Origin of the sequence: Nonomuraea sp. NPDC048882, from assembly GCF_040649755.1 — a bacterium.
GTDB classification, from domain to species: domain Bacteria; phylum Actinomycetota; class Actinomycetes; order Streptosporangiales; family Streptosporangiaceae; genus Nonomuraea; species Nonomuraea maheshkhaliensis.
The window spans coordinates 63,645-83,871 of the sequence record NZ_JBEZGB010000017.1 but is presented as its reverse complement, the minus strand read 5'-3'; the positions used below and the strand labels follow the sequence as shown (position 1 = coordinate 83,871).

Genomic DNA, 20,227 nt, shown 5'->3' with positions numbered 1-20,227 from the left:
TCCGCAGAGCCGGTTCCGTACGGGAGCGGCCCTGCCCCGCACGTTGCTCCACAGGAACGATTCTCCGCCGGGCCGTTCGCACGGTGCCCAATTGATCATCATTCGGGTACGCTCCGGGCCAGTGACGTCAGTCGCTCTCCATGACGCGATAACCCCCCCGGTAGGAGAACGCATGAGATCACGAATCCCGGCCGTCGTCCTCGGACTGGCCCTGGCCCTTTCCGGGTGTAGCGGCGGCGGCGACTCCCCCACTCCCACGGCCGCCGGCGGCACCGGTTTAGAGAAGACCACCATCAAGGTCGGCGCCCTGCCCATCCCTGACCCGGCCGCCCTCTACATCGCCCAGGCCAAGGGCTTCTTCAAGGCGGAGGGCCTGACCGTGGAGCCGGTGACGATCACCGGCGGCGCGGTGGCGCTGCCCCAGATCGAGAGCGGCGCCCTGGACATCTCGCAGACCAACTACGTCTCGACGATCCTGGCCGCGGGCCAGGGCAAGAAGATCAAGCTGGTCGCCGACATGTACCAGGCGGCGCCCAACACCTTCACCATCATGGTGCCCAAGGACTCCCCCATCCAGTCGGTGGCCGACCTCAAGGGCAAGGTCGTGCTGGTCAACAACCTCCAGAACATCGCCACCCTGGCGGTGACGTCCCAGATCAAGGCCGCCGGCCTGAGCACGGACGACATCAAGTTCATCGAGAAGCCGTTCCCCGAGATGGGCAACGCGCTCAACTCCGGTCAGGGGGACGCGGCCTGGATCACCGAGCCGTTCATCACGGCCAACAAGAACGCGCTCGGCTTCCGCACGATCGCCGACACGATGACGGGCCCCACTGCGGAGTTTCCGATCGCGGGCTGGATGGCCAGTGAGGACTGGGCCGCGAAGAACCCCAGGACGCTGGCGGCCTTCCAGCGGGCGATCGCCAAGGCGCAGCAGCTCGCGTCGTCCGACAGGAAGGAGGTCGAGGCGGTCCTGCCGACGTACACGAAGATCGACGCCAAGACGGCGGCGGCCATCGCCCTGGGCACCTTCCCGACCTCGCTCGACGCGGCCCGGCTGCAGAAGGTCGCCGACCTCATGCTCGAATACGGGTACCTCAAGAGTCCCGTGGACGTGAAGTCGATGATCGTGCCGACCACCGGATGATCGCCGCGCGCCCGCTCCGCGGCGCCGCCGGCGTCGCGGGGTTCCTCGTGGCCGCGGAACTGTTCATCCGGTTCGGGCTGGGCGAGGGGCTGGTCTTCCCCGCGCCGTCCGCGATCCTGCTCGGGGCATGGGAGCTGCTCGCGGACGGCGTCTTCCTGGAAGGGGCGCTCGCGACGCTGACGAACTGGGTGCTCGGCCTGCTCGCCGCCACCGTGGTGGCCGTGCCCGCGGGCGTGCTGCTCGGCGCGCTGCCTCCGGCCGAGCGCGCCATCAGGCCGGTGCTGGAGTTCCTGCGGCCGATCCCGTCCGTGGCGATCATCCCGCTGGCGATCCTGCTGATCCCGGTGGACGAGCTGATGAAGGTCTCGGTCATCGTGTACGCCTCCATCTGGCCGATCCTGATCAACACCCTGTACGGCATGCGCGACGTGGACCCGATGGCCAAGGACACCCTGCGGGCCTTCGGGTTCGGGCCGCTGGCCGTACTCGTCCGGGTGAGCCTGCCGAGCGCCGCCCCGTTCGTCGCCACGGGCGTCAGGATCGCGGCCGGGATCGCGCTCGTGCTGGCGGTCAGCGCCGAGCTGGTGGCGGGCGGCGTGGCCGGCATCGGCGTCTACGTGAACGTGGCCGGGAGCGGCAACCGGATGGACCTCATGATGGCGGCCACGTTCTGGGCCGGGGTGCTGGGGGTGGCGGCGAACCTGGTGCTGCTGGCCGGGGAGCGCCGCCTGTTCCACTGGCATCGGGCGCGGACGGGAGAGGCGGAGTCGTGAAGGCCCTCATCAGGCTCTGGGTGATCCCGCTCGTCCTCGTGTTGTGGGAGCTCGCCGCCCGCGCCCTGGCGGACACGGACTTCCCGCCGCCGACGACGATCATCGCCCGCATGCACGCGCTGTGGTTCTCCGGCCCGGCCGGACGGCTGTTCCTCACCGAGGACGCCGTCGGCAACCTGCTGCCGAGCCTCGGCCGCATGTTCGGCGGCTGGGTGCTGGCCGCGGTGATCGGGGTGCTGCTGGGGACGGCGCTCGGGCGGTCCCGTACCGCGACCGACTACGTGGACCCGCTGATGGAGTTCGGGCGTTCCATCCCGCCGCCGCTGCTGCTGCCGGTGTTCGTGCTGCTGTTCAAGGTGGAGCTGACCACGCAGCTGGCCACGATCGTGTTCGGGGTGATCTGGCCGGTCCTGCTCAACTCCGTGGACGGCGCCAGGTCGGTCGACCGCGGCTACACGGAGACCGCGACGGTCTTCGGTCTGACCAGGGCGCAGCGCCTGCGCCTGGTCGTCCTGCCCGCCGCCGCGCCGAAGATCTTCGCCGGGCTGCGGCTGAGCCTGTCGCTGGCGCTGATCCTCATGGTGATCACCGAGCTCATCGGCGGCTCCAACGGCATCGGGTACCAGCTGCTGCAGGCCCAGCGCAGCTTCGACGGGGCGGGGGTGTGGGCGGCGATCGCGCTGCTCGGCGTGCTCGGCTACCTGGTGAACTCGCTGTTCGTGCTGGCCGAGCGGCGCGTCCTGGTCTGGCACCGCCAGTCGGGCCGGGGCTGAGGGCTCACGGCTCCAGGTCCGGGCCCGAGTCCGAGTCCGGGTCGAACGCGGCCACCAGCCGGAGCAGCTCACCCACGTCATCGGCCTGCTCCAGGCGGCCCGCGAGCCCGGCCACAGCGTCGGCGGTGGCGGCGGAGAGCCGGCCGGCGGCGTTGTCGCGGAACTTCAGCGCCAGCTCCTCCGCCGACAGCGGCCGATCAGGGCCGCCGCGGTTGGCCAGCACCTCCTGCCGCCACTCGCGGCCGTCGGCGTCACGGGCACGCAGCACGGCGGGGAACTGGTGCGGGAAGATCTCCGTCGCGCGCTCGTCCGGCACCACGTCCACCTTGGCCATGAGCTCGCGCCGCAGCGGGTCCCTGGCCAGCTCGTCGGTGAAGTCGGCCAGGCCCAGGCCGAGCCCGCCGCCGCCGAGCAGCCCGGCCGCCACCGCGTACGGGCCGCTGAACTGCGCCTGGTAACCCGTCTCCGGGGTGCGCTTGGCCTCGATCGGTTGCCCGATGGTCCTGATCACGGGTGCGGGGACGCCCAGCGTCAGGCTCTCCACCCGGTGCGGGTCGAGCCCCTGCGCGCGCAGGCCCATCGCCGCGTCGATGGCGGCATGGGTGAAGTGGTTGGCCGGGTAGGGCTTGAAGAAGATGCCGGGGACGGCCCACTCCGAGCCGAGACCTCTGGTGATCTCGCCGGCCTCGTAGTGGCCGTGCAGGAACGCCTCGAAGAAGCCGAAACGTCCCTCGATCACGGTCGGAGGGCCGGTGAAGCCGCGCCGGACCAGGTCGGCCGAGGTCACCGCCGCGTGCGCGGCCCATCCGCAGTGCAGCCGCTTGACCGTGCCGCCGGTCCTGTTGCCCTCGATGATGCCCGAGGCGGTGGAGGCGGCCAGGCCGAGCGAGTCGAGCACGCCTTCGGCCGGCAGGCCGAGCAGCAGTGCCGCCGCAACGGCGCCGCCCATGGTGCCGCAGATGGAGGTGGCGTGCTGGCCGTGCTCGAAGAAGGTCGAATTGCCGGCTTCGGGGTCGTATCCGGCCATGCCGAGGCGGACGCAGACCTCCAGACCCACCGCGATGGCGCGGATCGTGTCCCGGCCCGAGGCGGCGGCCAGCTCGGCGGCGGCCAGCGCGGCCGGGATGACGGGGGCGCTGGGGTGCAGCACGGAGGGCAGATGGGTGTCGTCGTAGTCGAGCGAGTGCGCGAGCACGCCGTTGGCGAGCGCGGCCAGCGCGGCGGGCACCTTCGCGCCGCCGCCCACGACGTGCGCCTGCGGGGCGCCGCCCTGGTCGCGGACATAGGAGACGATGGCGGCGCTGGTCGGCAGCCGGTGCGCGGCCACGCAGAGCCCGATCACGTCGAGCACCCGCTTGCGCACGCTGTCGGCGACCGCCTCCGGCAGCGTGTCGTAGGTGGTGCCGGCCGCGAACTCCGCCAGCAGCCGGCCCAGGGTCGGCTCAGCCACGGGACGCCTCCTGGCTCGCCGGTGCGCCCGCCACCAGCGCCAGCGGGCGCACCGGCGAGCCGGTCGCGCCCAGGAAGGCCAGCGGCGACAGGACGAACGTGAACTCGTGCACGCCGTCGCGGGCCAGCCCGTCCAGGTCCATGGCCTCGACGATGTAGACGCCGGACTCCACCAGCAGCACCCGGTGCGCGGGCAGCACGCTGTGCCCCTCCCCCGGGGCCAGGCGCTCGAACGCGATGGTGTCGGCGCCCACCGCGTGCGGGGACCTGGCGGTCAGCCAGCGGGCTCCCGCCTCGCCCACGCCGGGCACCCCCGACTTCGCGCCGATGTAGACCTCACGGTCGGGGTCGGTGAAGTGGCGTCCCCATCCGCTGCGGACCAGGACGACGTCTCCGGGTGCGGGTTCGACGCCCTGGCGGCGTACGGTCTCGTCGAGATCGGCCGGGGTGATCTCGTATCCCGGCGCGCAGGACTCCAGCCCGAGCGCGGCCGGCACGTCCAGCAGCACGCCGCGGCGGACGATCGGCGCGATCGTGTGCACGCCGTGCTCGGGGTAGCGGCCCCCGACGCACGCTTCCGCCGCGTCGGCCCCGCCGTGCAACCTGCCGTCCTGGGACACGTGCGCCAGCGCGTCGATGTGGGTGCCGACGTGAGTGCCCATGAAGATCAGGTCGTTGGCGGCCGACCCCCCGTCGGGACGCACCTTGTCGCCGTGCCGGCGCGGGAGCGTGTGGGTGTAGGCGGGGTGGTTGGGCGACTGGGGCATGCCGGCGAAGAGCGGCCTGCCCAGGTCGTAGATCCTCACACCGCCGCGCACCGCGTCGAGCAAGGGGTCGGTGTTCGCGGTCGTGCTCATGTTCTCCGTCTCTTCTCACCGACGTCTCTTCTCACAGACGTCTCTCTTACCGGGCGCCTGCCCTGGAGGAACCCCCCAGGACAGGCGCCTCGCTCACAGGCGTCCCGTGGCGTAGCGCACGGTGCGTTCCAGGAGGAAGCCGTCCTGGGGCAGCGACGCCTCCAAGGCGGCTCTCGCCTCGGCGCGCGACGACTCCGGGATGCTCTCCAGCGCGGCCCTGCGAGCGGCCGACCAGAGCCAGTCCCACACCTGCCCGGCCTGGATGGGCACCTCGAACACCACGTCCGCGCAGGCGGCGTCGCGCAGGCCGCCCGCCTCGAACAGCTCGATCATCTCCTCGGGCCCGCCCAGCTTGTGGGTGAACGGGGCGCTGCCCGCTCCCGTCGTGTACGGCTCAAGCGCCCGCGCCACCAGCCCGAGCAGCTCGGCCTCGGCCGGGCTCGACCGGACCAGCAGGCTGGCCGCCAGCCGCCCGCCCGGCTTCAGCAGCCCGGCCATGGACCGCACGGCGGCGAGCGGGTCGGGCAGGAAGTACAGCATCATCCCGGCCAGCACGACGTCGAACCGCTCCCCCGGCAGCAGCTCCTCGGCCTGCTCCGCGTCACCGAGCAGCACGGTCGCCTGGCGCAGGCCCTGGCGCTCGACCTCGGCGGTGGCGGCCGCCACCATCCCGGGCGCGAGGTCCAGCCCGACGACCCGGCCGGTGGGACCGACCGCGTGCGCGGCCGGCACGAGCGAGGCGCCGGTTCCGCAGCCGGCGTCGAGGACGTGGTCCCCTGGTCCTGGGGCGGCGCGCCGGACGAGCTCGGCGGCGACGGGCGCGAAGAAGGACACGCCGACGCGCTCGTACGTGCCGGCCGCGCGGTCGAACAGGCCGGCCATGTACTCCTTGGCGTTCATCAGATTTCCTCCACAGTCAGCTTGCGGACGCCGGGCGTCGGGGGGTGGACCGATGATCAGATGAGCTCGAAGCTGAGCCTGCCACGAAAGGCGGACAATCGCCACAAGCACCCCATTCGCCCCGCCGATTCGGAAGAGGCGGGGCGCGGCAACGCCAGGGAAGTCGCAAGGAAGGCTGCGGAAGACGTGGGTGCGGCTGACGGGCAGCCGGATGGGCCTCGGGGGCGGGCGCGCTCGAAAGGCCCGGCCCTAGTACGGCACGGCAGGACGGCCGCGCGAGCCAGGCCCGGTGGAGCCGGGCTCGGTGGGGTCAGCCGCCCCAGCCCGGCACGGCCATCCTGACCGTGAGCGCGTGCTCGACCAGGTTGATCAGAGCGCTCTTGACCGAGTCCTTGGAGCGGGCGTCGAGCCGGACCAAGGGAATGTGCGGCGCCAGCGTCAGGGCGTCGCGCACCTCGCTGTCACTGTGGGGGTATTGGCCGTCCCATCCGTTCACGCCCACCACGAACGGGAGCTGCGCCTCTTCGAAATAGTCGATCGCGGGAAAACTGTCGGCGAGCCGGCGCGTGTCGACCAGCACGACCGCGCCGATGGCGCCCCGCACCAGGTCGTCCCACATGAACCAGAACCGGTGCTGCCCGGGCGTGCCGAACAGGTAGAGGATCAGGTCACGATCCAGGGAGACCCGGCCGAAGTCCATGGCGACGGTCGTGGTCGACTTCAGCGGCGTCATGCCCAGATCGTCGATCCCGGCGGAGGCATCGGTCATGACGGCCTCCGTGGTCAACGGCATGATCTCCGACACCGCGCCGACGAACGTCGTCTTGCCCACCCCGAAACCTCCCGCCACTACGATCTTGGTCGAGGTGAGCCCGGGGCTAGAGCCTGCGAAGTCCACTTAGCACCCTTTCGAGCAGATTTACGTCCGGCCGGCCGGCGTCCAGTTGCGGCTGATGCACGCGCACCAGACCCTCGGCGGCCATGTCAGCGATCAGCACCCGCACCACCCCGAGCGGGATCCGCAGCAGGGCCGACACCTCTGCCACGGACCGGACCTGCCGGCACAGCTGACTGATCGCCTGGTACTCCGGCGTGATGTGCGAGAACTCCCGGTGCTCGGCCGTCGCCGAGGACACCAGGGCCTCCATCGCCAGTTTGACCCGCGGCGCCGTCCGTCCACCTGTCACCGCGTAGGGACGGACGGGCGATGCGGGGTCGTGATTCAGCTGCGGCTGGGACTGGGGTTGAGGCGGAGGGGCCCAACCGCTGCTGTTCCATCGGGGGTCTGACACCTACATCACCTGGTCTGACTGGCACGCAGTTCGGCACGCACAGCCGGAGTCAGCACCTGACCCGCACGATCGACCATCAGCGTCATCTGGTACGCCACCAGACCCATGTCACAGTCCGGAGCCGCCAGCACGGCCAGACACGAGCCGTCACTGATCGACATGATCAGCATCAGCCCGCGCTGCATCTCCACGATCGTCTGATTGACCGCACCACCCTCGAACACCCGCGCCGCACCCTGCGTCAAAGACACCAATCCCGACGCGATGGCGGCCAGCTGATCGGCACGATCAGCCGGAAAACCCGCCGACGCCGCCAACGGCAGACCATCGGACGACACCACCACCGCGTGCGCGACCCCCGGCACCGTGCTGACGAAGTCCGTGATCAGCCAGTCGACACCGCGCGCCGCGTGGCTGAGGTCGTTCATAGGCCCTCCTCCCTTTCGTTGTTCTTCGGGCCAGAGGGGAACGCTTTGCCGTCGGTGATGTCATCGCGTGCCGCCCTGAAGCCTTGCTGGAAGCTGGATAGCCGGTTGCGGATCCGATCCGGTGACACCGACGGCATCGGTGTCACGCCCTTGGGTGAGGCCCCCGTGTCCGCCGATCCCGGGACCAGGTTGGCCTTGGGCACCCGTTTGGGCAGGCCCGCCGCCGTCGATCCGTCTCGTACCGGCTCCACTACCGCCTCCGCCGCGCTCCAGCCCGCGTCCGCCTTCGAGGAACCCCAGCTCGCGCCGTTCGTGTCGCGCCCGAACCAGGCGGACTCGACGGCGGCGAAGATCGGCAGGTAGTCGTCGCCGGCGGACGCGGGCGGTGCCGCCGGCATGGGGCCTGTGACGCCGGAGTCGGACGGGGGGAAGTCGAACCCCGGCCGCTGCGACGGATTGGTGTCCTGGTTCCAGCCACCAGGGGGCGCTTCAGGAACGGGTCGTTTGGGCAGGCCCCGGTCGCCGTTCCAGGTGGAGCCGCGGGGCGGCGTCCAGATGTCGCCGCCGTCGGGGGCGCTGCCGCGCGGTTCCTGGGGCCAGGCCGAGGGGTCGGGCTGCCAGGGCGGCGCCCCCCAGTTGCCGCCGCTGCCGCCGCCGTCCGGGTTGGACGGGAAGGACGGGTGTCCCGGCCCCATCTGGAACGTCGGTTGCGGCCAGTCGGTGGCCGGTGGCGCGGGATGCGGCCCCGAGTAGGGCTCGCCGCCAGGTGCTCCGGGTCCGGCCGGCCCGCCGCTCCCCGCGCCGGCGAAGGCCGTCGGCTGGTTGCCGGAGAACTGGGGCGGCTGGTTGCCGGAGAAGGACGGCATGCCGGCGAAGTTGGGCGCCTGGGAGCCGAGCATGTTCTCGGGGATCAGCACCATCGCGGTCAGGCCGCCCGAGGCGTGCGGGCGCAGCTGCACCCGGATGCCGTGGCGGTGCGCCAGCCTGGCGACCACGAACAAGCCCATCCGGCGCGACACCGACACGTCCACGCTCGGCGCGTCCGTCAGCCGCTCGTTGGCCTGGACCAGCTCCTCCTGGGTCATGCCGATGCCGGAGTCGGTGATCGACAACATCACGCCGCCGCCGTCGATCCGGCTGCCGGAGACCGTCACCCTGGTCTCGCGCGGGGAGAACGACAGCGCGTTCTCCACCAGCTCGGCCAGCAGGTGGATGACGTCGTTGACCGCCTGCCCGGCGACCGACACGCCGTCGGGGACCTGGAGCACCACGCGCTCGTAGTTCTCCACCTCCGACAGCGACGCGCGGGCCACGTCGACCAGCTTCACCGGCTGGCTCCAGCGGCGCGGCGGGTCCTGGCCGGCGAGCACCAGCAGGTTCTCGCTGTTACGCCGCATACGGGTGGCCAGGTGGTCCAGCTTGAACAGGTTGCCCAGCCGGTTCTCGTCCTGCTCGCCCTGCTCCAGACCGTCGATCAGGGTGATCTGGCGTTCGACCAGCGTCTGACTGCGGCGCGACAGGTTGACGAACATCGCGTTGACGTTGCTGCGCAGCCGGGCCTCCTCGCCCGCCAGCCGCACCGCCTCACGGTGCACCTCGTCGAACGCCCGCGCCACCTCGCCGATCTCGTCGTGCGTGTCCACGCCGATCGGGAGCACGGGGCCGACCGTGCCGTCACCGCTGTCGCGCAGGCCCTGGACGGTCTCCGGCAGTCGCTGCCCGGCGATGTCGAGTGCCTCCCTGCGCAGCCTGCGCAGCGGCCTGATGAGCGAGCGGGCGATGAGCGAGATGATCGCGATCACCACGATCAGCAGCAGCAGGATGAGCCCGCCGGAGATCATCGCCGACCGGTTGGCCCCCTCCACCAGGCCACGCGCGCGCAGGATGACGGAGGAGGACAGCTCCTTCTCCACGGCGCGCAGCGCGTCGATCTTGCCGGTGCTGACCTCGAACCAGGTGGCCACGTCCCGGTCGGGCCGCAGGCCGATGCTCAGCTCCTTGCCCTCGGCCGACTGAGCCATGGCGCGCAGCCTGAACAGGTCGGTCTGGTCGACGTCGCGGCCGACGACGGTGTTGCGGTAGAGCTCAAGCTGGTCGAGGTTCGACAGCGTGGCGAACAGCGTCTCCTCGCTCTCCTCACGCGACTTGGCGTCGGTGAGCGCGTCGAGCTCGCCGCTGTCGAAGCCCTTCTTGTCCAGCGCGCTGGCCAGGATGCCGCGCTGCTTGGACGCCTGTTCCTTGGCCCTGGCGATGGCGGCCATCGAGCTGGCGCTGTCGGCGACCTGGTCGTCCACCGCCACCTGGCCGACCTGGTCGTGGAACTGCAGCAGGGCCGCGATGATCTCGGAGTATTTCCTGATCATCGGCAGCGGCTGGATCTTGCCGTTGACGGCGGTCTCCCGCAGGGTCGGGATCTCCTCCAGGCGGCGCAGCACCGGCCGCACGGCCTCGCCATGAGTGTCGCTGAGCGCGATCGCCCGCTGCTTGGCCTCATTGATGAGGCCGTTCACCCCGCTGTAGGTCGTGCGGAGCTGGGCCTCGCGGTTGTCCGGCCGGCCCTGGGCGATGTAGAGAGCGGTCTCGTCGCGTTCGAAGGAGAGGTCGTGCGTGACGGCGCCGAGCTGCTGGCTGAGCTCGGCGACCTCTCTGAGGGTCTCGTACGTGTTGGCGTCGCTGAGGGAGGTGACGACGTTCAGCCCGCCCAGGCCCACGGCGACGGCGGTAGGTACGACGATCAGCGCGATCAGGCGCGACCGCACGTGCCAGTTGCCCAATCCGAACCTCTTTGAAGAGGAAGTGGGTTTGGACAGCCTGCGCTTCTGATGGCCGTGCGACTCGCGGTCAGCGGAAGCTTCAGCGCTCTGCGTTCTCACTGCCTTCGCTACCTCTCGCCCGTGAGGGAATTCCCGGTTATTGCAGGTCTTGCGCGTGGGGCAATATGCACATCGAGATAAGCGCCATTTGAGCACAGGGCTCGAACGGGGCCAACCACCCTTAATGCCCCGATGAGGTGTTCGTCCCTAAATGTCCGGAAAAAGCGGCGGAATCATACCAGCACGTTCTAGCTGGTGAAACAGGCAATGGGAGATCGTTCCACGAGCCGCCGCCTGACTCGTGGAAAAGATCGAATGACGGGCCTCACGGGCACCCGATGTCCCGCTGGTTACCTCCAATCCCAAACCGGACAAACATCAGGATTCTTGCGGGTCGTCAAATTTTCACGATATAGCGGTAAACAGACATTGCAACCACAAGTGTTATCTTCACGATAATGACCACACATTTGGTGCTACCGTCGATCCCTGTTGTGCGTCAGGCACACAGCCCCCGGGAGCAGAAGCCACCCGGTCCCCCCCTGGCTCCATCTGAAGGGAGTCCCTGACATGAGGCTTGGCCGTTCCGCCAGGGCCGCCATCATCGGGTTCGCTTTGACACTCGGCGCCGTGGCGTGCAGCACCGGCGGCGCATCCACCGCCAGCGCCCCGCCGTCGGCACCCGCCAACGGCGGCCTGGAGAAGACCCAGCTCAAGATCGCAACCCTGCCCGCCATCGACAGTGCCGCCCTCTACGTGGCCATCGACCAGGGGCTCTTCGAGAAGGAGGGACTGGAGGTCACCCCGCAGATCGTCCAGGCCGCGCCTGAGGCGATCCCCATGCTGGTCAAGGGCGAGATCGACGCGATGTTCGGGAACTACGTGTCGATGTTCGCCGCCCACGACAAGAACGCACTGAAGCTGCGCATCCTGGCCGAGGGCTCTCGCGCAGCCCCCGACTCGCTCAGCATCATGGCGCTGCCCAACTCGCCCATCAAGACGCCGAAGGACCTGGAAGGCAAGACGATCAACGTCAACGTCCTGCACAACTTCCAGGAGCTGGCACTCACCCAGGTGCTCAAGGCCAACAACGTCGACCCGGCCACCATCAAGTACGTCCAGGTGACGTTCCAGAACATCATGCCGTCGTGGAAGGACGGCCAGATCGACGCCGCCTACCTGGGCGAGCCGATGGTCACCGCGGCCACGTCCAGCATGGGCGCGCGCAAGATCCTCGACCCCGCCTCGGGGCCAGCCGCCGAGTTCCCCATCTCGGGCTACGTCAGCACCCAGGACTGGTACGACGACAACCCGAAGGTGTCGGCCGCCTTCCAGCGGGCCATCCACAACGCGGCCAAGCTGATGGAGAACAACCGTGAGGTGGTGGCCAAGGTGCTGCCCACCTTCACCCAGATCGACGCCGGCACCGCCGCCACCGTGACCTTCCCCTACTTCTCCAGCAACGACAACCCGGTCCGCCTCCAGCGGGTGGCCGACTGGATGCTGGAAGCCAAGTGGCTGACCAAGCCGATCGAAGTCAAGTCCCTCATGTCGCCCACCACGTCGGGGTGAGCGCTCAAACCCTGTCCCGCGTCGGCCCGGCGTCCGCCACCACCCGGTGGCGGCGCCGGGCGACCGGGGCTCTCGGCTTCGCCGCGCTCATCGAGCTGCTCAGCAGGACCGGGATCGCCGATCCCGCGTTCCTGCCGCCTGCCACGGAGATCCTGGGCCGGGCGGCCACGCTGCTCCTCGACACGCGGTTCCACGCGCACGCCCTGACCAGCGCGCTGGCCTGGGCCATCGGGCTCGGCCTCGCGGCCGTGATCGCGGTGCCGCTCGGCCTGCTGCTCGGCAGCGTGCCGATCATCGACGCCGCCACCCGCTCGGTCGTGGAGTTCCTGCGGCCGATCCCGTCCGTGGCGCTGATCCCGCTGGTGGCCCTGCTCATCGGCACGGGGCTGCAGCACCGCGTGGCACTGGTCGTCTACGCCTCGCTCTGGCCCATCCTCTACAACACGATGTACGGCCTGCGCGGCGTCGACCCGCTGGCCAAGGAGTCGCTGCGCGCCTACGGCTTCGGCCCACCGGCCGTGCTGCTGCGCGTGTCGCTGCCCTCCGCGGCCCCCTTCATCGCCACCGGCGTCCGCCTGGCGGCCGGGGTGGCGCTCATCCTGACCGTCAGCACCGAGATCGTGGCCGGGCGGGGCGAGGGCATCGGCGTGTTCATCTTCTTCGCCGGGATCGCCGTGCCCGCGCGGATGGCCGACATCCTGGCCGGGGTGTTCTGGGTGGGAATGTTCGGCGTCCTGGTCAACGCGCTGCTGGTGGCCGCCGAGCGGCGGGCCTTCCGCTGGCACCACGCGCAGTTGGGAGCGCCGGAATGAGGATGAGGGGCAGGGGCATGCGGACGGCCGTCTTCCGGCTGCCGGTCCTCCTCGGGCTCGTCGCGGTCTGGGAGGCGGGCACGCGGGCGGCCGGCGACCCATTCTTCCCCCCGCCCAGCACGATCGTGGCGCGGATGTACGAGCTGTGGTTCTCCGGGCCGCCCACTACGTTGTTCCTGACCGAGGGGGCCGTCGCGGATGTCCTGCCCAGCCTGGGCCGGATGGCGCTCGGGTTCGCCGGGGGCGCGCTGATCGGGGTCGTGCTCGGGCTGGCGGTGGGACTGTCGGAGCGGGTCTACGACTATCTCGACGGCGTGCTGCAGTTCCTGCGCGCGATCCCGCCGCCCGCGCTGGTGACCGTCTTCCTGGTGCTGTTCGGGTTCGGGCTGCGCATGCAGCTGGCGTTCATCCTGTTCAGCATCGTCTGGCCGGTGCTGCTCAACACCGCCGACGGGGCCCGCTCGGTGGAGCCGCTGCACCTGCAGACCTGCCAGGCGTTCCGGCTGTCGCGGGCCGAGCGGTTGTTCCAGGTGATCCTGCCCTCGGCGCTGCCCAAGATGTTCGCCGGGCTGCGGCTGGCCCTGTCGCTCTCGCTCATCGTGATGGTCTTCTCCGAGCTGCTGCCCGGCACCACGAACGGGATCGGCTTCCAGCTCACCTTCGCCTACCAGAGTTTCGACCTGCCCGCCATGTGGGCCGGAATCGTGCTGCTCGGGGTGATCGGCTATCTGCTCAACGAGCTGTTCCTGATCGTCGAACGCCGGGTGCTCGCCTGGCACCACGCCGCCCAGCGGCTGGTCGGATAGGGGGCGCCTATGAGGCTGTCACTCCCATGGCGATGCCGAACGTGCGAGAGTAAGATCACGCCCTGAATAGGTTTACCTGACTGACATGTCCAGCTTTTCCCCCTCCGCTAGAGTCGTTGCGACTCCTCAAGAGTCACCGCGCTGTCCGCGGTCTCGCCCCTAGGACATCCATTGCTCGAGATAGACAACCTTTCCCATGTGTACGGCGGCGGCACCCCCAACGAGCACCACGCCATCGACGGACTCAACCTGAGCGTCGCCGAGGGCGAACTGCTCTGCATCGTCGGTCCCTCGGGATGCGGGAAGTCGACGCTGCTGCGCTCCATCGCCGGTCTGATCACGCCGACGGGCGGCCAGGTCAAGGTCGAGGGCAACCTGGTGCGCCAGACGCCCGACAACCTGGCCGTCGTCTTCCAGGACTACAGCCGCTCGCTGTTCCCGTGGATGTCGGTCGCCGACAACGTGGCCCTGCCGCTGCGCCGCAAGAACATGGACAAGCGCCAGCGCCGCGAGGCCGCCCAGGAGGCTCTGGAGTCGGTGGGCCTGGAGGCAGCGGGTCGCAAATACCCGTTCCAGCTGTCGGGCGGCATGCAGCAGCGGGTGGCGATCGCCAGGGCGCTGGCCTACCGGCCGACGCTGATGCTGATGGACGAGCCGTTCGGCTCGGTGGACGCGCAGACCAGGGAGGACCTGGAGGACCTGGTGCTCAAGGTCCGCGGCCACCATCAGATGACGATCGTGCTCATCACGCACGACATCGACGAAAGCGTCTACGTGGGCGACCGCGTGGTGGTGCTGTCCAAGGCGCCCGCGCACGTGGTCGGCGACCTGAAGGTCGACCTGCCCGGGCCGCGCGACCAGATCACGACGCGCGAACACCCCGACTTCGTGCACCTGCGGGCCGAGGTGGGGCGGCTCGTCCGCGGCCACGCCACGGTCTAGACGGCTCCTTCCTTCCGCGTCCGGCGCCGGGCCTCCGTCGAGGGGCCCTCTCGCCGTGCCTGTCCGCCCAAGAGCATTAAGCTGAAAAGGGTGGAGGACGTCTTAGCCGGCCGGGGATGCAGTTGGACCTTCGGCCCTGAATCGCTGACCATCACTCCGGGGCCGGGCAAGGCTCCGAAACTCCTGGCCGAACTCGGCGAGCGCGTCGTGCCGTACGCGGCCATCTCCGACGTCACGCTGACGCGGGGCAAGCGCGGCACCGTGGCGCTGCGGGCGATCCCCAGGTGGAGCGCCGATCCCGTGCTGGCGGCCGCGGCCGGGCAGCTCAAGGAGCGCGAGGACCCGTACCTGCTGGTGCTGCCCGAGGACAAGGAGACGCTCGCCGACTACTACGCGCAGGAGCTGCGCTCGGCCGTCACCGACCGGGGTCCTGCCGATCGTTTCCTCGTCGCCCCGCCTCCGACGCCCCGGGCCTTCAAGGCGTGGGACGGCGCCGCGGCCTTCGACGGCGAGATCGTCACCTTCACCTGGTTCTGGTCGGGAGCCTCGTCGGCCAAGTACGCCACAGGCGACCAGCGCTACCACCTGACCGAGCTGGAGGGCGTCGAGTGGCACGCCCCCGAGGGGGCCAGCGGGTCGCTGCGGCTCAAGGCGCGCGGCCGCCGGACGCCGCTCGATCCCAACAAGGATCCGGCCTCCGTCGTCTTCTCGCTCGGCTACGGCGCCACACACCAGTCGTTGCCCTTCGCCGCCGCTGTGCTGGCCGCTCTCTCCTCCTCAGATGAGTCCGGGACTCCTGAGGCGGACGAGGCGCCCAGGCCGCCAGAGGCGCTCACGGCGGCGCCCCACTGGAGCGAGGTGACCGAGCTGATCGCCAGACTGGGCGAGCTGCGCGACAGCGGGGTGCTGTCGGAGGAGGAGTTCCAGGCCAAGAAGACCGAGCTGCTGTCACGCCTCTGACCCCGCCGGACGAGCGCGGGCGGGCAGGTGAGTGGGTTCGGGTGAGTTCGGGCGGGCGGGCCCTGATGAGCCCGCCCGCGCCGAGCCGTTTACACCGGCGTGTGCATGTGGCGGGTCAGGGCGTGCTCCACCAGCGTGATCAGGGTGGATTTCACCGATTCGCGCTGCCGGGCGTCGAGCCGCACGATCGGGATGTGGCCGCCGATCGACAGCGCCTCCCTGAGCTCGTCCTCCTGGTGCGCGAACTGACCGTCCCAGCCGTTGATGCCGATGACGAAGGGCAGTTTCGCCTCTTCGAAGTAGTCGATGGCCGGGAAGCTGTCGGCCAGGCGGCGGGTGTCCACGAGGACGACCGCGCCGATGGCCCCGCGTACGAGGTCGTCCCACATGAACCAGAACCGGTGCTGTCCGGGCGTGCCGAACAGGTACAGGATCAGGTCACGGTCGAGCGAGACCCGGCCGAAGTCCATGGCGACGGTCGTGGTGGTCTTGTTCGGAGTGAGGGAGACGTCGTCCACGTGAGCGGAAGCATCTGTCATGACCGCTTCCGTGGTGAGCGGCAGAATCTCCGAGACCGCCCCCACGAACGTCGTCTTCCCCACGCCGAAGCCCCCGGCCACGACGATCTTCGTCGAGGTTAGGCCGGGGCTAGAGCCTGCGAAGTCCACTGAGCACCCTTTCGAGCAAGTTGAGGTCCGGCTTTCCCGCGTCCAGCGCAGGCTGGTGCACGCGGATCAGGCCTTCCGACGCCATGTCGGCGATCAGCACCCGGACCACACCAAGAGGCTGGCGTAAAAGGGCGGAGATCTCGGCAACCGACCGGACGTTCCGGGTCAGCTGAATGATCGCCTGATACTCCGGACTTAGTAGGGAAATGTCTTGGTATTCAGACGTCATGGAGGACACGAGTGCCTCCATGGCGAACTTCATCCGCGGCGCGGTGCGCCCTCCGGTCACGGCATAGGGCCGCACCAGAGAACTCGGCTTCTGCGGACGGGGAGCCGCCGGATGCGGCGGAGTGCTATCACCAGCCCAACCCTGCTGACCTGACACCATATCTCCTGTCACCGCCCAAACTAGCGGGGGCGGGCCGCTTGCAGCTCAGCGCGTACGGCCGGGGTCAGCACCTGGCCGGCCCGCTCGACCAGCAAGGTCATCTGGTACGCGACCAGCCCCATGTCACAGTCGGGAGCAGCCAGGACCGCCAAGCAGGAGCCATCGCTGATCGACATGATCATCAAGAGCCCGCGCTGCATCTCGATAACGGTCTGGGTCACCATACCGCCCTCGAAAACCCGCGCGGCGCCCTGGGTGAGACTGATCACACCGGAGGCGACCGCGGCGAGCTGGTCGGCCCGGTCCTTGGGAAAACCCTCGGAGAAGGCCAGCGGCAACCCGTCGGACGACACCACGACCGTGTGAGCGACGCCTGGCACGTTGTTCACGAAGTCCGTGATCAGCCAGCTTATACCGCGCGCTCCCTGGCTCATTTCTCTCATTTGTCCTCCTCATTCTCGTCTCCGCGGGTGAACGCCCGGCCTTGCCGGACACCCTGCTGGAAGCTGGAGAGCCGGCTGCGCAACCGCTCCGGGGAGATCTGGGGTGCCGGTGACGTGGCCTGGGGCTCGGCGAGACTGGCCGTGCCCGGCACCAGGTTGGCCTTGGGAACACGACGGGGCAGGCCCGACTGCGTCGTACCGGCCTGCTGGGGCTGGGCCGCCGCCTGCGCGGCCTGGAAGCCGGAGTCCGCGGGCGACGACCAGGTCGAGCCGGCGCCGGAGGCGCCGGGCGTGCGCTGCGGCAGCCCGGACCTGCTCAGCGTGTGCTGCGGCTGGTTCTGCTGCTGGGGCGCCGGCGGCGCCGCGGGCGGCGGCGGGTCGGCCGGGATGGCCGGGTGCACAGCCGTGATCTCCGGCTCGCTCTCCGGCTCCGGGTAGCGCAGCATGTCCGGCTCGGGCTGGCGCAGCACCTCGGGGTCCGGGCGGCGGAACCAGTCCGAGCCGACCGACGAGAAGATCGGCAGGAACTCCTCGCCCTGCTCCTCCATGGGAGAGTTGCGGACCGCGGGCAGCGGGCCCGTCATGTCCTGCGAGGAGTAGTCGCCGGGGCCGAAGCGGCTGTACTGCCCGTTGCCGTTCTGCTCGAACTGGTCGGCGGGCTTGGGCTCGTCGACGAACGGCGAGTGGTAGTTGTCGCCGAACACCGGCTTCGGCCGTTCCTCCGCCTCGAACAGCGACCTGCGCGGCGCCGGGTCGGCGAACGACGTCCAGCGCGGCTCCTCCTGGGGCTGCTGCTGCGGCGGCTCGGTCGCGAAGGACGGCCAGCGCGGCTCGTCGTCCTGCATGGGCGGCGGCTGCTCGGCGAACGACGGCCACCGGTTCTCGGCGAACGGCTGCGGGTCGGCGGCCGGCGGGGCCTCCTCCGCGAACGAGGGCCAGCGCTGCTCGCCGAACGGCTGCGGCTGCTGCGGCACGGCCGGGGGCTCCTCTGAACCGAACGGCGGCCAGCGGGGCTCGTCGGCGGCCGGCTGCGGCTGCTCGTACGACGGCTGCTCGTAGGAGGGCGGCTGCTCGCCGAAGGCGGCGGGCTGCTGCTCGCCGAACGAGGGCCAGTTATCACCGCCTGGCACCGGCAGCGAGCCCGGCCACTGGGTGTCGACGACCTGGCCGGGAGCGTCGTCGAAGGAGGGGTGGCCCTGCATGCCGTTCGGCGACTGCGGCCCGAACTGGCTCGGGTCGAACGTGGTGAACGCCTCGTACTGGCCGCCCTGCTGCGGCATGCCCGCCCCGTTGCTGATGAGCATGTCGGGCATCATCACGAGCGCGCTCAGGCCGCCGGTCTCGCGCATGCTCAGCTGGACGCGGACGCCGTGGCGCAGGGCCAGGCGGCCGACCACGAACAGGCCCATGCGCCGCGAGACGGAGACGTCGACCACGGGCGGGTTGGCCAGGCGCCAGTTGGCCTCGGCCAGCTCCTCCTGGCTCATGCCGATGCCGAGGTCGTTGATGGAGACCATCACGCCGGCCTCGACGGGCGTGCTGGTGACGGTGACCTTGCTCTCGCGCGGGGAGAAGGAGATGGCGTTCTCGATCAGCTCGGCGAGCAGGTGGACGGCGTCGGTGACGGCGGGGCCGACGATGAGGGTGCCGGACGGGATCTGGATCTGCACCCGTTCGTAGTTCTCGACCTCCGACAGCGAGGCGCGGGCGATGTCGACCAGCGGCACCGGCTCGCTCCACTTGCGCGCGGCCTCCTGGCCGGCGAGGACCAGGAGGTTCTCGCTGTTGCGGCGCATGCGGGTGGCCAGGTGGTCGAGGCGGAACAGGTTCGCGAGCCGGTTCTCGTCCTCCTCGCCCTGCTCCAGGCCCTCGATGAGCTGCAGCTGCCGTTCGACCAGCGTCTGGCTGCGGCGGGAGAGGTTGACGAACATCGCGTTGACGTTGGCGCGCAGCTTGGCCTCGTCGCCGGCCAGCCGGATCGCCTCGCGGTGGACCTCGTCGAACGCCCGGGCCACTTCCCCGATCTCGTCGCGGGTGTTGACGCCGACCGACGGCACCTCGGGAATGTTGGCGCCCTCGCCGGACTCGCGCAGCACGCGGACGGTGTCGGGCAGCCGGGTCGTGGCGACCTGGAGCGCCTCGGCGCGCAGCCGGCGCAGCGGCCGGACCAGCGAACCGGCCACGCGGGTGGTGATCACCAGGACGAGGAGCAGCAGGACGAGGATCAGCGCGCCGGAGATGATGGCGTTGCGCTGCTCGGTGTCGCTCAGCTCGCGGGTGCTGGCCACGATCTTGGTGGCCAGGCCGTTCTCGACCTTGCGCATCGCGTCGGTGGTGAAGTCGGTGCTCTTGTACCAGTTGTCGAGGTCGCGGACGAGGGTGGGGGTGGTGACGTCGAGTTCCCTGATCCGGTTGCTGTCGCTCACCTGGGCCAGCGCGCGCTGGCGCATGGCGTCGGCGAGGTCGACGTCCTGGCCCCTGACCCCCTGCTGGTAGGCCTTGAGCTCCTCGGGGCCGGCCTCCTGCTCGAACGCGGCCAGCTCGGCCTGCTGGTTGTTCCACGAGCCGAGGAAGTCCGACCAGTCGGCGCGGTCGATCCTGCGCTGCACGAGGGTGACGATGAGGATGATCTGCTGCCGCGAGACCTCCTCCTTGACCTTCTGCAGCGAGTTGAGCGCGGCGACGTCACCCTGGAGGGCGTCGTCGCTGACGCCGTCGCCCAGGTCTCCCTGGATGGAGGAGAACACGTCGATCATCGTGCTGTACGTGCCGATGGAGGCGCGCGCGGGCACGTTGCCGACCATGGAGGCGCGAAGGCTGTTGAGACCGTCGAGCCAGCGGCGCATGTTCTGGACGCCCTCGCGCACGCGGACCGAGTGCGCGGCGTCGATGGCGGTGGAGGCGGACAGCACTTCCGTCTTGGCCTCGTCGGTGGCCTGCCGCTGCGTCTTCAGCTTGACGAAGCGCTGCCCCTTGCGGCGGTCGGCGACGTACCACGCGGTGAGCGTGCGCTCCTTGGCGAGCTCGTGGTTGAGCGCGCCGATGCGCTGGACCAGCTCCGCCACCTGGCTGAGCCGGCGGTATTCGGCACTGGTGCCGATGGAGTTCGCCAGCTGGACGCCGGCGAGCAGCACGCCCACGACCGTGGGGATGAGGATGAGCGCGACCAGCCTTGACCGCACACGCCAGTTCGCCAGCCGGAAC

General features: G+C 70.1%; 19 protein-coding genes. 8 read left to right on the top strand and 11 right to left on the bottom strand.

Annotated features, from left to right (window positions below):
- Nucleotides 1-172 precede the first annotated feature (172 nt).
- From AB0C27_RS43885 to AB0C27_RS43875, 3 genes are read left to right on the top strand one after another with little or no spacing between them, the layout of a single operon-like run.
- Nucleotides 173-1,147 (top strand): ABC transporter substrate-binding protein, encoded by a 975-nt coding sequence (locus AB0C27_RS43885; RefSeq protein ID WP_357857877.1) that lies wholly within the window; start codon nt 173-175, stop codon nt 1,145-1,147.
- The gene (locus AB0C27_RS43880; protein WP_357857874.1) at nt 1,144-1,920 is read left to right on the top strand and encodes an ABC transporter permease; all 777 of its coding nucleotides are present in this window, start codon (nt 1,144-1,146) and stop codon (nt 1,918-1,920) included. The genes AB0C27_RS43885 and AB0C27_RS43880 overlap by 4 nt, the downstream gene beginning before the upstream one ends.
- A complete protein-coding gene (locus tag AB0C27_RS43875) occupies nt 1,917-2,693 on the top strand; it encodes an ABC transporter permease (RefSeq protein WP_357857871.1) in 777 nt (258 codons plus the stop codon). Before AB0C27_RS43880 ends, AB0C27_RS43875 begins: the two co-directional genes overlap by 4 nt.
- A 4-nt stretch (nt 2,694-2,697) precedes the next feature.
- Here the strand turns inward: AB0C27_RS43875 and AB0C27_RS43870 are convergent, their stop codons facing one another.
- From AB0C27_RS43870 to AB0C27_RS43840, 7 genes are all read right to left on the bottom strand, one after another.
- Nucleotides 2,698-4,143: an MmgE/PrpD family protein gene (locus AB0C27_RS43870; RefSeq protein WP_357857868.1), complete on the bottom strand. Its 1,446-nt coding sequence runs from the start codon at nt 4,141-4,143 to the stop codon at nt 2,698-2,700.
- Nucleotides 4,136-4,999: a cyclase family protein gene (locus tag AB0C27_RS43865; protein ID WP_357857865.1), complete on the bottom strand. Its 864-nt coding sequence runs from the start codon at nt 4,997-4,999 to the stop codon at nt 4,136-4,138. The genes AB0C27_RS43870 and AB0C27_RS43865 overlap by 8 nt, the downstream gene beginning before the upstream one ends.
- Nucleotides 5,000-5,092: 93 nt before the next feature.
- On the bottom strand, nt 5,093-5,899 hold the full coding sequence (locus AB0C27_RS43860) for a class I SAM-dependent methyltransferase (RefSeq protein ID WP_346104695.1): 807 nt from the start codon (nt 5,897-5,899) through the stop codon (nt 5,093-5,095).
- Nucleotides 5,900-6,209: 310 nt separating this feature from the next.
- Nucleotides 6,210-6,797 (bottom strand): ATP/GTP-binding protein, encoded by a 588-nt coding sequence (locus AB0C27_RS43855; protein ID WP_346104696.1) that lies wholly within the window; start codon nt 6,795-6,797, stop codon nt 6,210-6,212.
- Entirely contained in the window at nt 6,778-7,125 is a 348-nt protein-coding gene (locus AB0C27_RS43850; protein ID WP_346104825.1) for a DUF742 domain-containing protein, read from the bottom strand. The genes AB0C27_RS43855 and AB0C27_RS43850 overlap by 20 nt, the downstream gene beginning before the upstream one ends.
- 71 nt (nt 7,126-7,196) lie before the next feature.
- Complete coding sequence (locus tag AB0C27_RS43845; protein WP_080042345.1) at nt 7,197-7,619, bottom strand: roadblock/LC7 domain-containing protein; 423 nt, start codon at nt 7,617-7,619, stop codon at nt 7,197-7,199.
- Nucleotides 7,616-10,393, bottom strand: coding sequence for a nitrate- and nitrite sensing domain-containing protein (locus tag AB0C27_RS43840; RefSeq protein WP_357857860.1), 2,778 nt, complete (start codon nt 10,391-10,393; stop codon nt 7,616-7,618). Before AB0C27_RS43840 ends, AB0C27_RS43845 begins: the two co-directional genes overlap by 4 nt.
- Nucleotides 10,394-11,002: 609 nt before the next feature.
- Here AB0C27_RS43840 and AB0C27_RS43835 point away from each other — a divergent pair.
- From AB0C27_RS43835 to AB0C27_RS43815, 5 genes are all read left to right on the top strand, one after another.
- On the top strand, nt 11,003-12,004 hold the full coding sequence (locus AB0C27_RS43835) for an ABC transporter substrate-binding protein (RefSeq protein WP_346104700.1): 1,002 nt from the start codon (nt 11,003-11,005) through the stop codon (nt 12,002-12,004).
- Nucleotides 12,001-12,816, top strand: coding sequence for an ABC transporter permease (locus AB0C27_RS43830; protein ID WP_357857857.1), 816 nt, complete (start codon nt 12,001-12,003; stop codon nt 12,814-12,816). Before AB0C27_RS43835 ends, AB0C27_RS43830 begins: the two co-directional genes overlap by 4 nt.
- 17 nt (nt 12,817-12,833) lie before the next feature.
- Nucleotides 12,834-13,622, top strand: coding sequence for an ABC transporter permease (locus AB0C27_RS43825; protein ID WP_357857854.1), 789 nt, complete (start codon nt 12,834-12,836; stop codon nt 13,620-13,622).
- A 171-nt stretch (nt 13,623-13,793) separates the two neighbouring features.
- A complete protein-coding gene (locus AB0C27_RS43820) occupies nt 13,794-14,564 on the top strand; it encodes an ABC transporter ATP-binding protein (protein ID WP_357857851.1) in 771 nt (256 codons plus the stop codon).
- Nucleotides 14,565-14,654: 90 nt separating this feature from the next.
- Nucleotides 14,655-15,524, top strand: coding sequence for a DUF4429 domain-containing protein (locus AB0C27_RS43815; protein ID WP_357857848.1), 870 nt, complete (start codon nt 14,655-14,657; stop codon nt 15,522-15,524).
- An 89-nt stretch (nt 15,525-15,613) separates the two neighbouring features.
- Here the strand turns inward: AB0C27_RS43815 and AB0C27_RS43810 are convergent, their stop codons facing one another.
- From AB0C27_RS43810 to AB0C27_RS43795, 4 genes are read right to left on the bottom strand one after another with little or no spacing between them, the layout of a single operon-like run.
- Nucleotides 15,614-16,192 carry an ATP/GTP-binding protein gene (locus AB0C27_RS43810; RefSeq protein ID WP_106248363.1) on the bottom strand — a complete coding sequence of 193 codons (579 nt, stop codon included), beginning with the start codon at nt 16,190-16,192 and terminating at the stop codon, nt 15,614-15,616.
- On the bottom strand, nt 16,173-16,580 hold the full coding sequence (locus tag AB0C27_RS43805) for a DUF742 domain-containing protein (RefSeq protein ID WP_346104707.1): 408 nt from the start codon (nt 16,578-16,580) through the stop codon (nt 16,173-16,175). The genes AB0C27_RS43810 and AB0C27_RS43805 overlap by 20 nt, the downstream gene beginning before the upstream one ends.
- Nucleotides 16,581-16,600: 20 nt before the next feature.
- A complete protein-coding gene (locus AB0C27_RS43800) occupies nt 16,601-17,014 on the bottom strand; it encodes a roadblock/LC7 domain-containing protein (protein ID WP_201760494.1) in 414 nt (137 codons plus the stop codon).
- Between the two features lie 5 nt (nt 17,015-17,019).
- Entirely contained in the window at nt 17,020-20,205 is a 3,186-nt protein-coding gene (locus tag AB0C27_RS43795; RefSeq protein ID WP_357857844.1) for a nitrate- and nitrite sensing domain-containing protein, read from the bottom strand.
- Nucleotides 20,206-20,227 lie beyond the last annotated feature (22 nt).

What these genes read in the sequence shown, in the direction of transcription:
- AB0C27_RS43885 (WP_357857877.1), top strand. Translation starts at nt 173, where the DNA reads ATGAGATCACGAATCCCGGCCGTCGTCCTCGGACTGGCCCTGGCCCTT.
- AB0C27_RS43880 (WP_357857874.1), top strand. Translation starts at nt 1,144, where the DNA reads ATGATCGCCGCGCGCCCGCTCCGCGGCGCCGCCGGCGTCGCGGGGTTC.
- AB0C27_RS43865 (WP_357857865.1), bottom strand. Translation starts at nt 4,999, where the DNA reads ATGAGCACGACCGCGAACACCGACCCCTTGCTCGACGCGGTGCGCGGC.
- AB0C27_RS43860 (WP_346104695.1), bottom strand. Translation starts at nt 5,899, where the DNA reads ATGAACGCCAAGGAGTACATGGCCGGCCTGTTCGACCGCGCGGCCGGC.
- AB0C27_RS43845 (WP_080042345.1), bottom strand. Translation starts at nt 7,619, where the DNA reads ATGAACGACCTCAGCCACGCGGCGCGCGGTGTCGACTGGCTGATCACG.
- AB0C27_RS43835 (WP_346104700.1), top strand. Translation starts at nt 11,003, where the DNA reads ATGAGGCTTGGCCGTTCCGCCAGGGCCGCCATCATCGGGTTCGCTTTG.
- AB0C27_RS43825 (WP_357857854.1), top strand. Translation starts at nt 12,834, where the DNA reads ATGCGGACGGCCGTCTTCCGGCTGCCGGTCCTCCTCGGGCTCGTCGCG.
- AB0C27_RS43805 (WP_346104707.1), bottom strand. Translation starts at nt 16,580, where the DNA reads ATGGTGTCAGGTCAGCAGGGTTGGGCTGGTGATAGCACTCCGCCGCAT.
- AB0C27_RS43800 (WP_201760494.1), bottom strand. Translation starts at nt 17,014, where the DNA reads ATGAGCCAGGGAGCGCGCGGTATAAGCTGGCTGATCACGGACTTCGTG.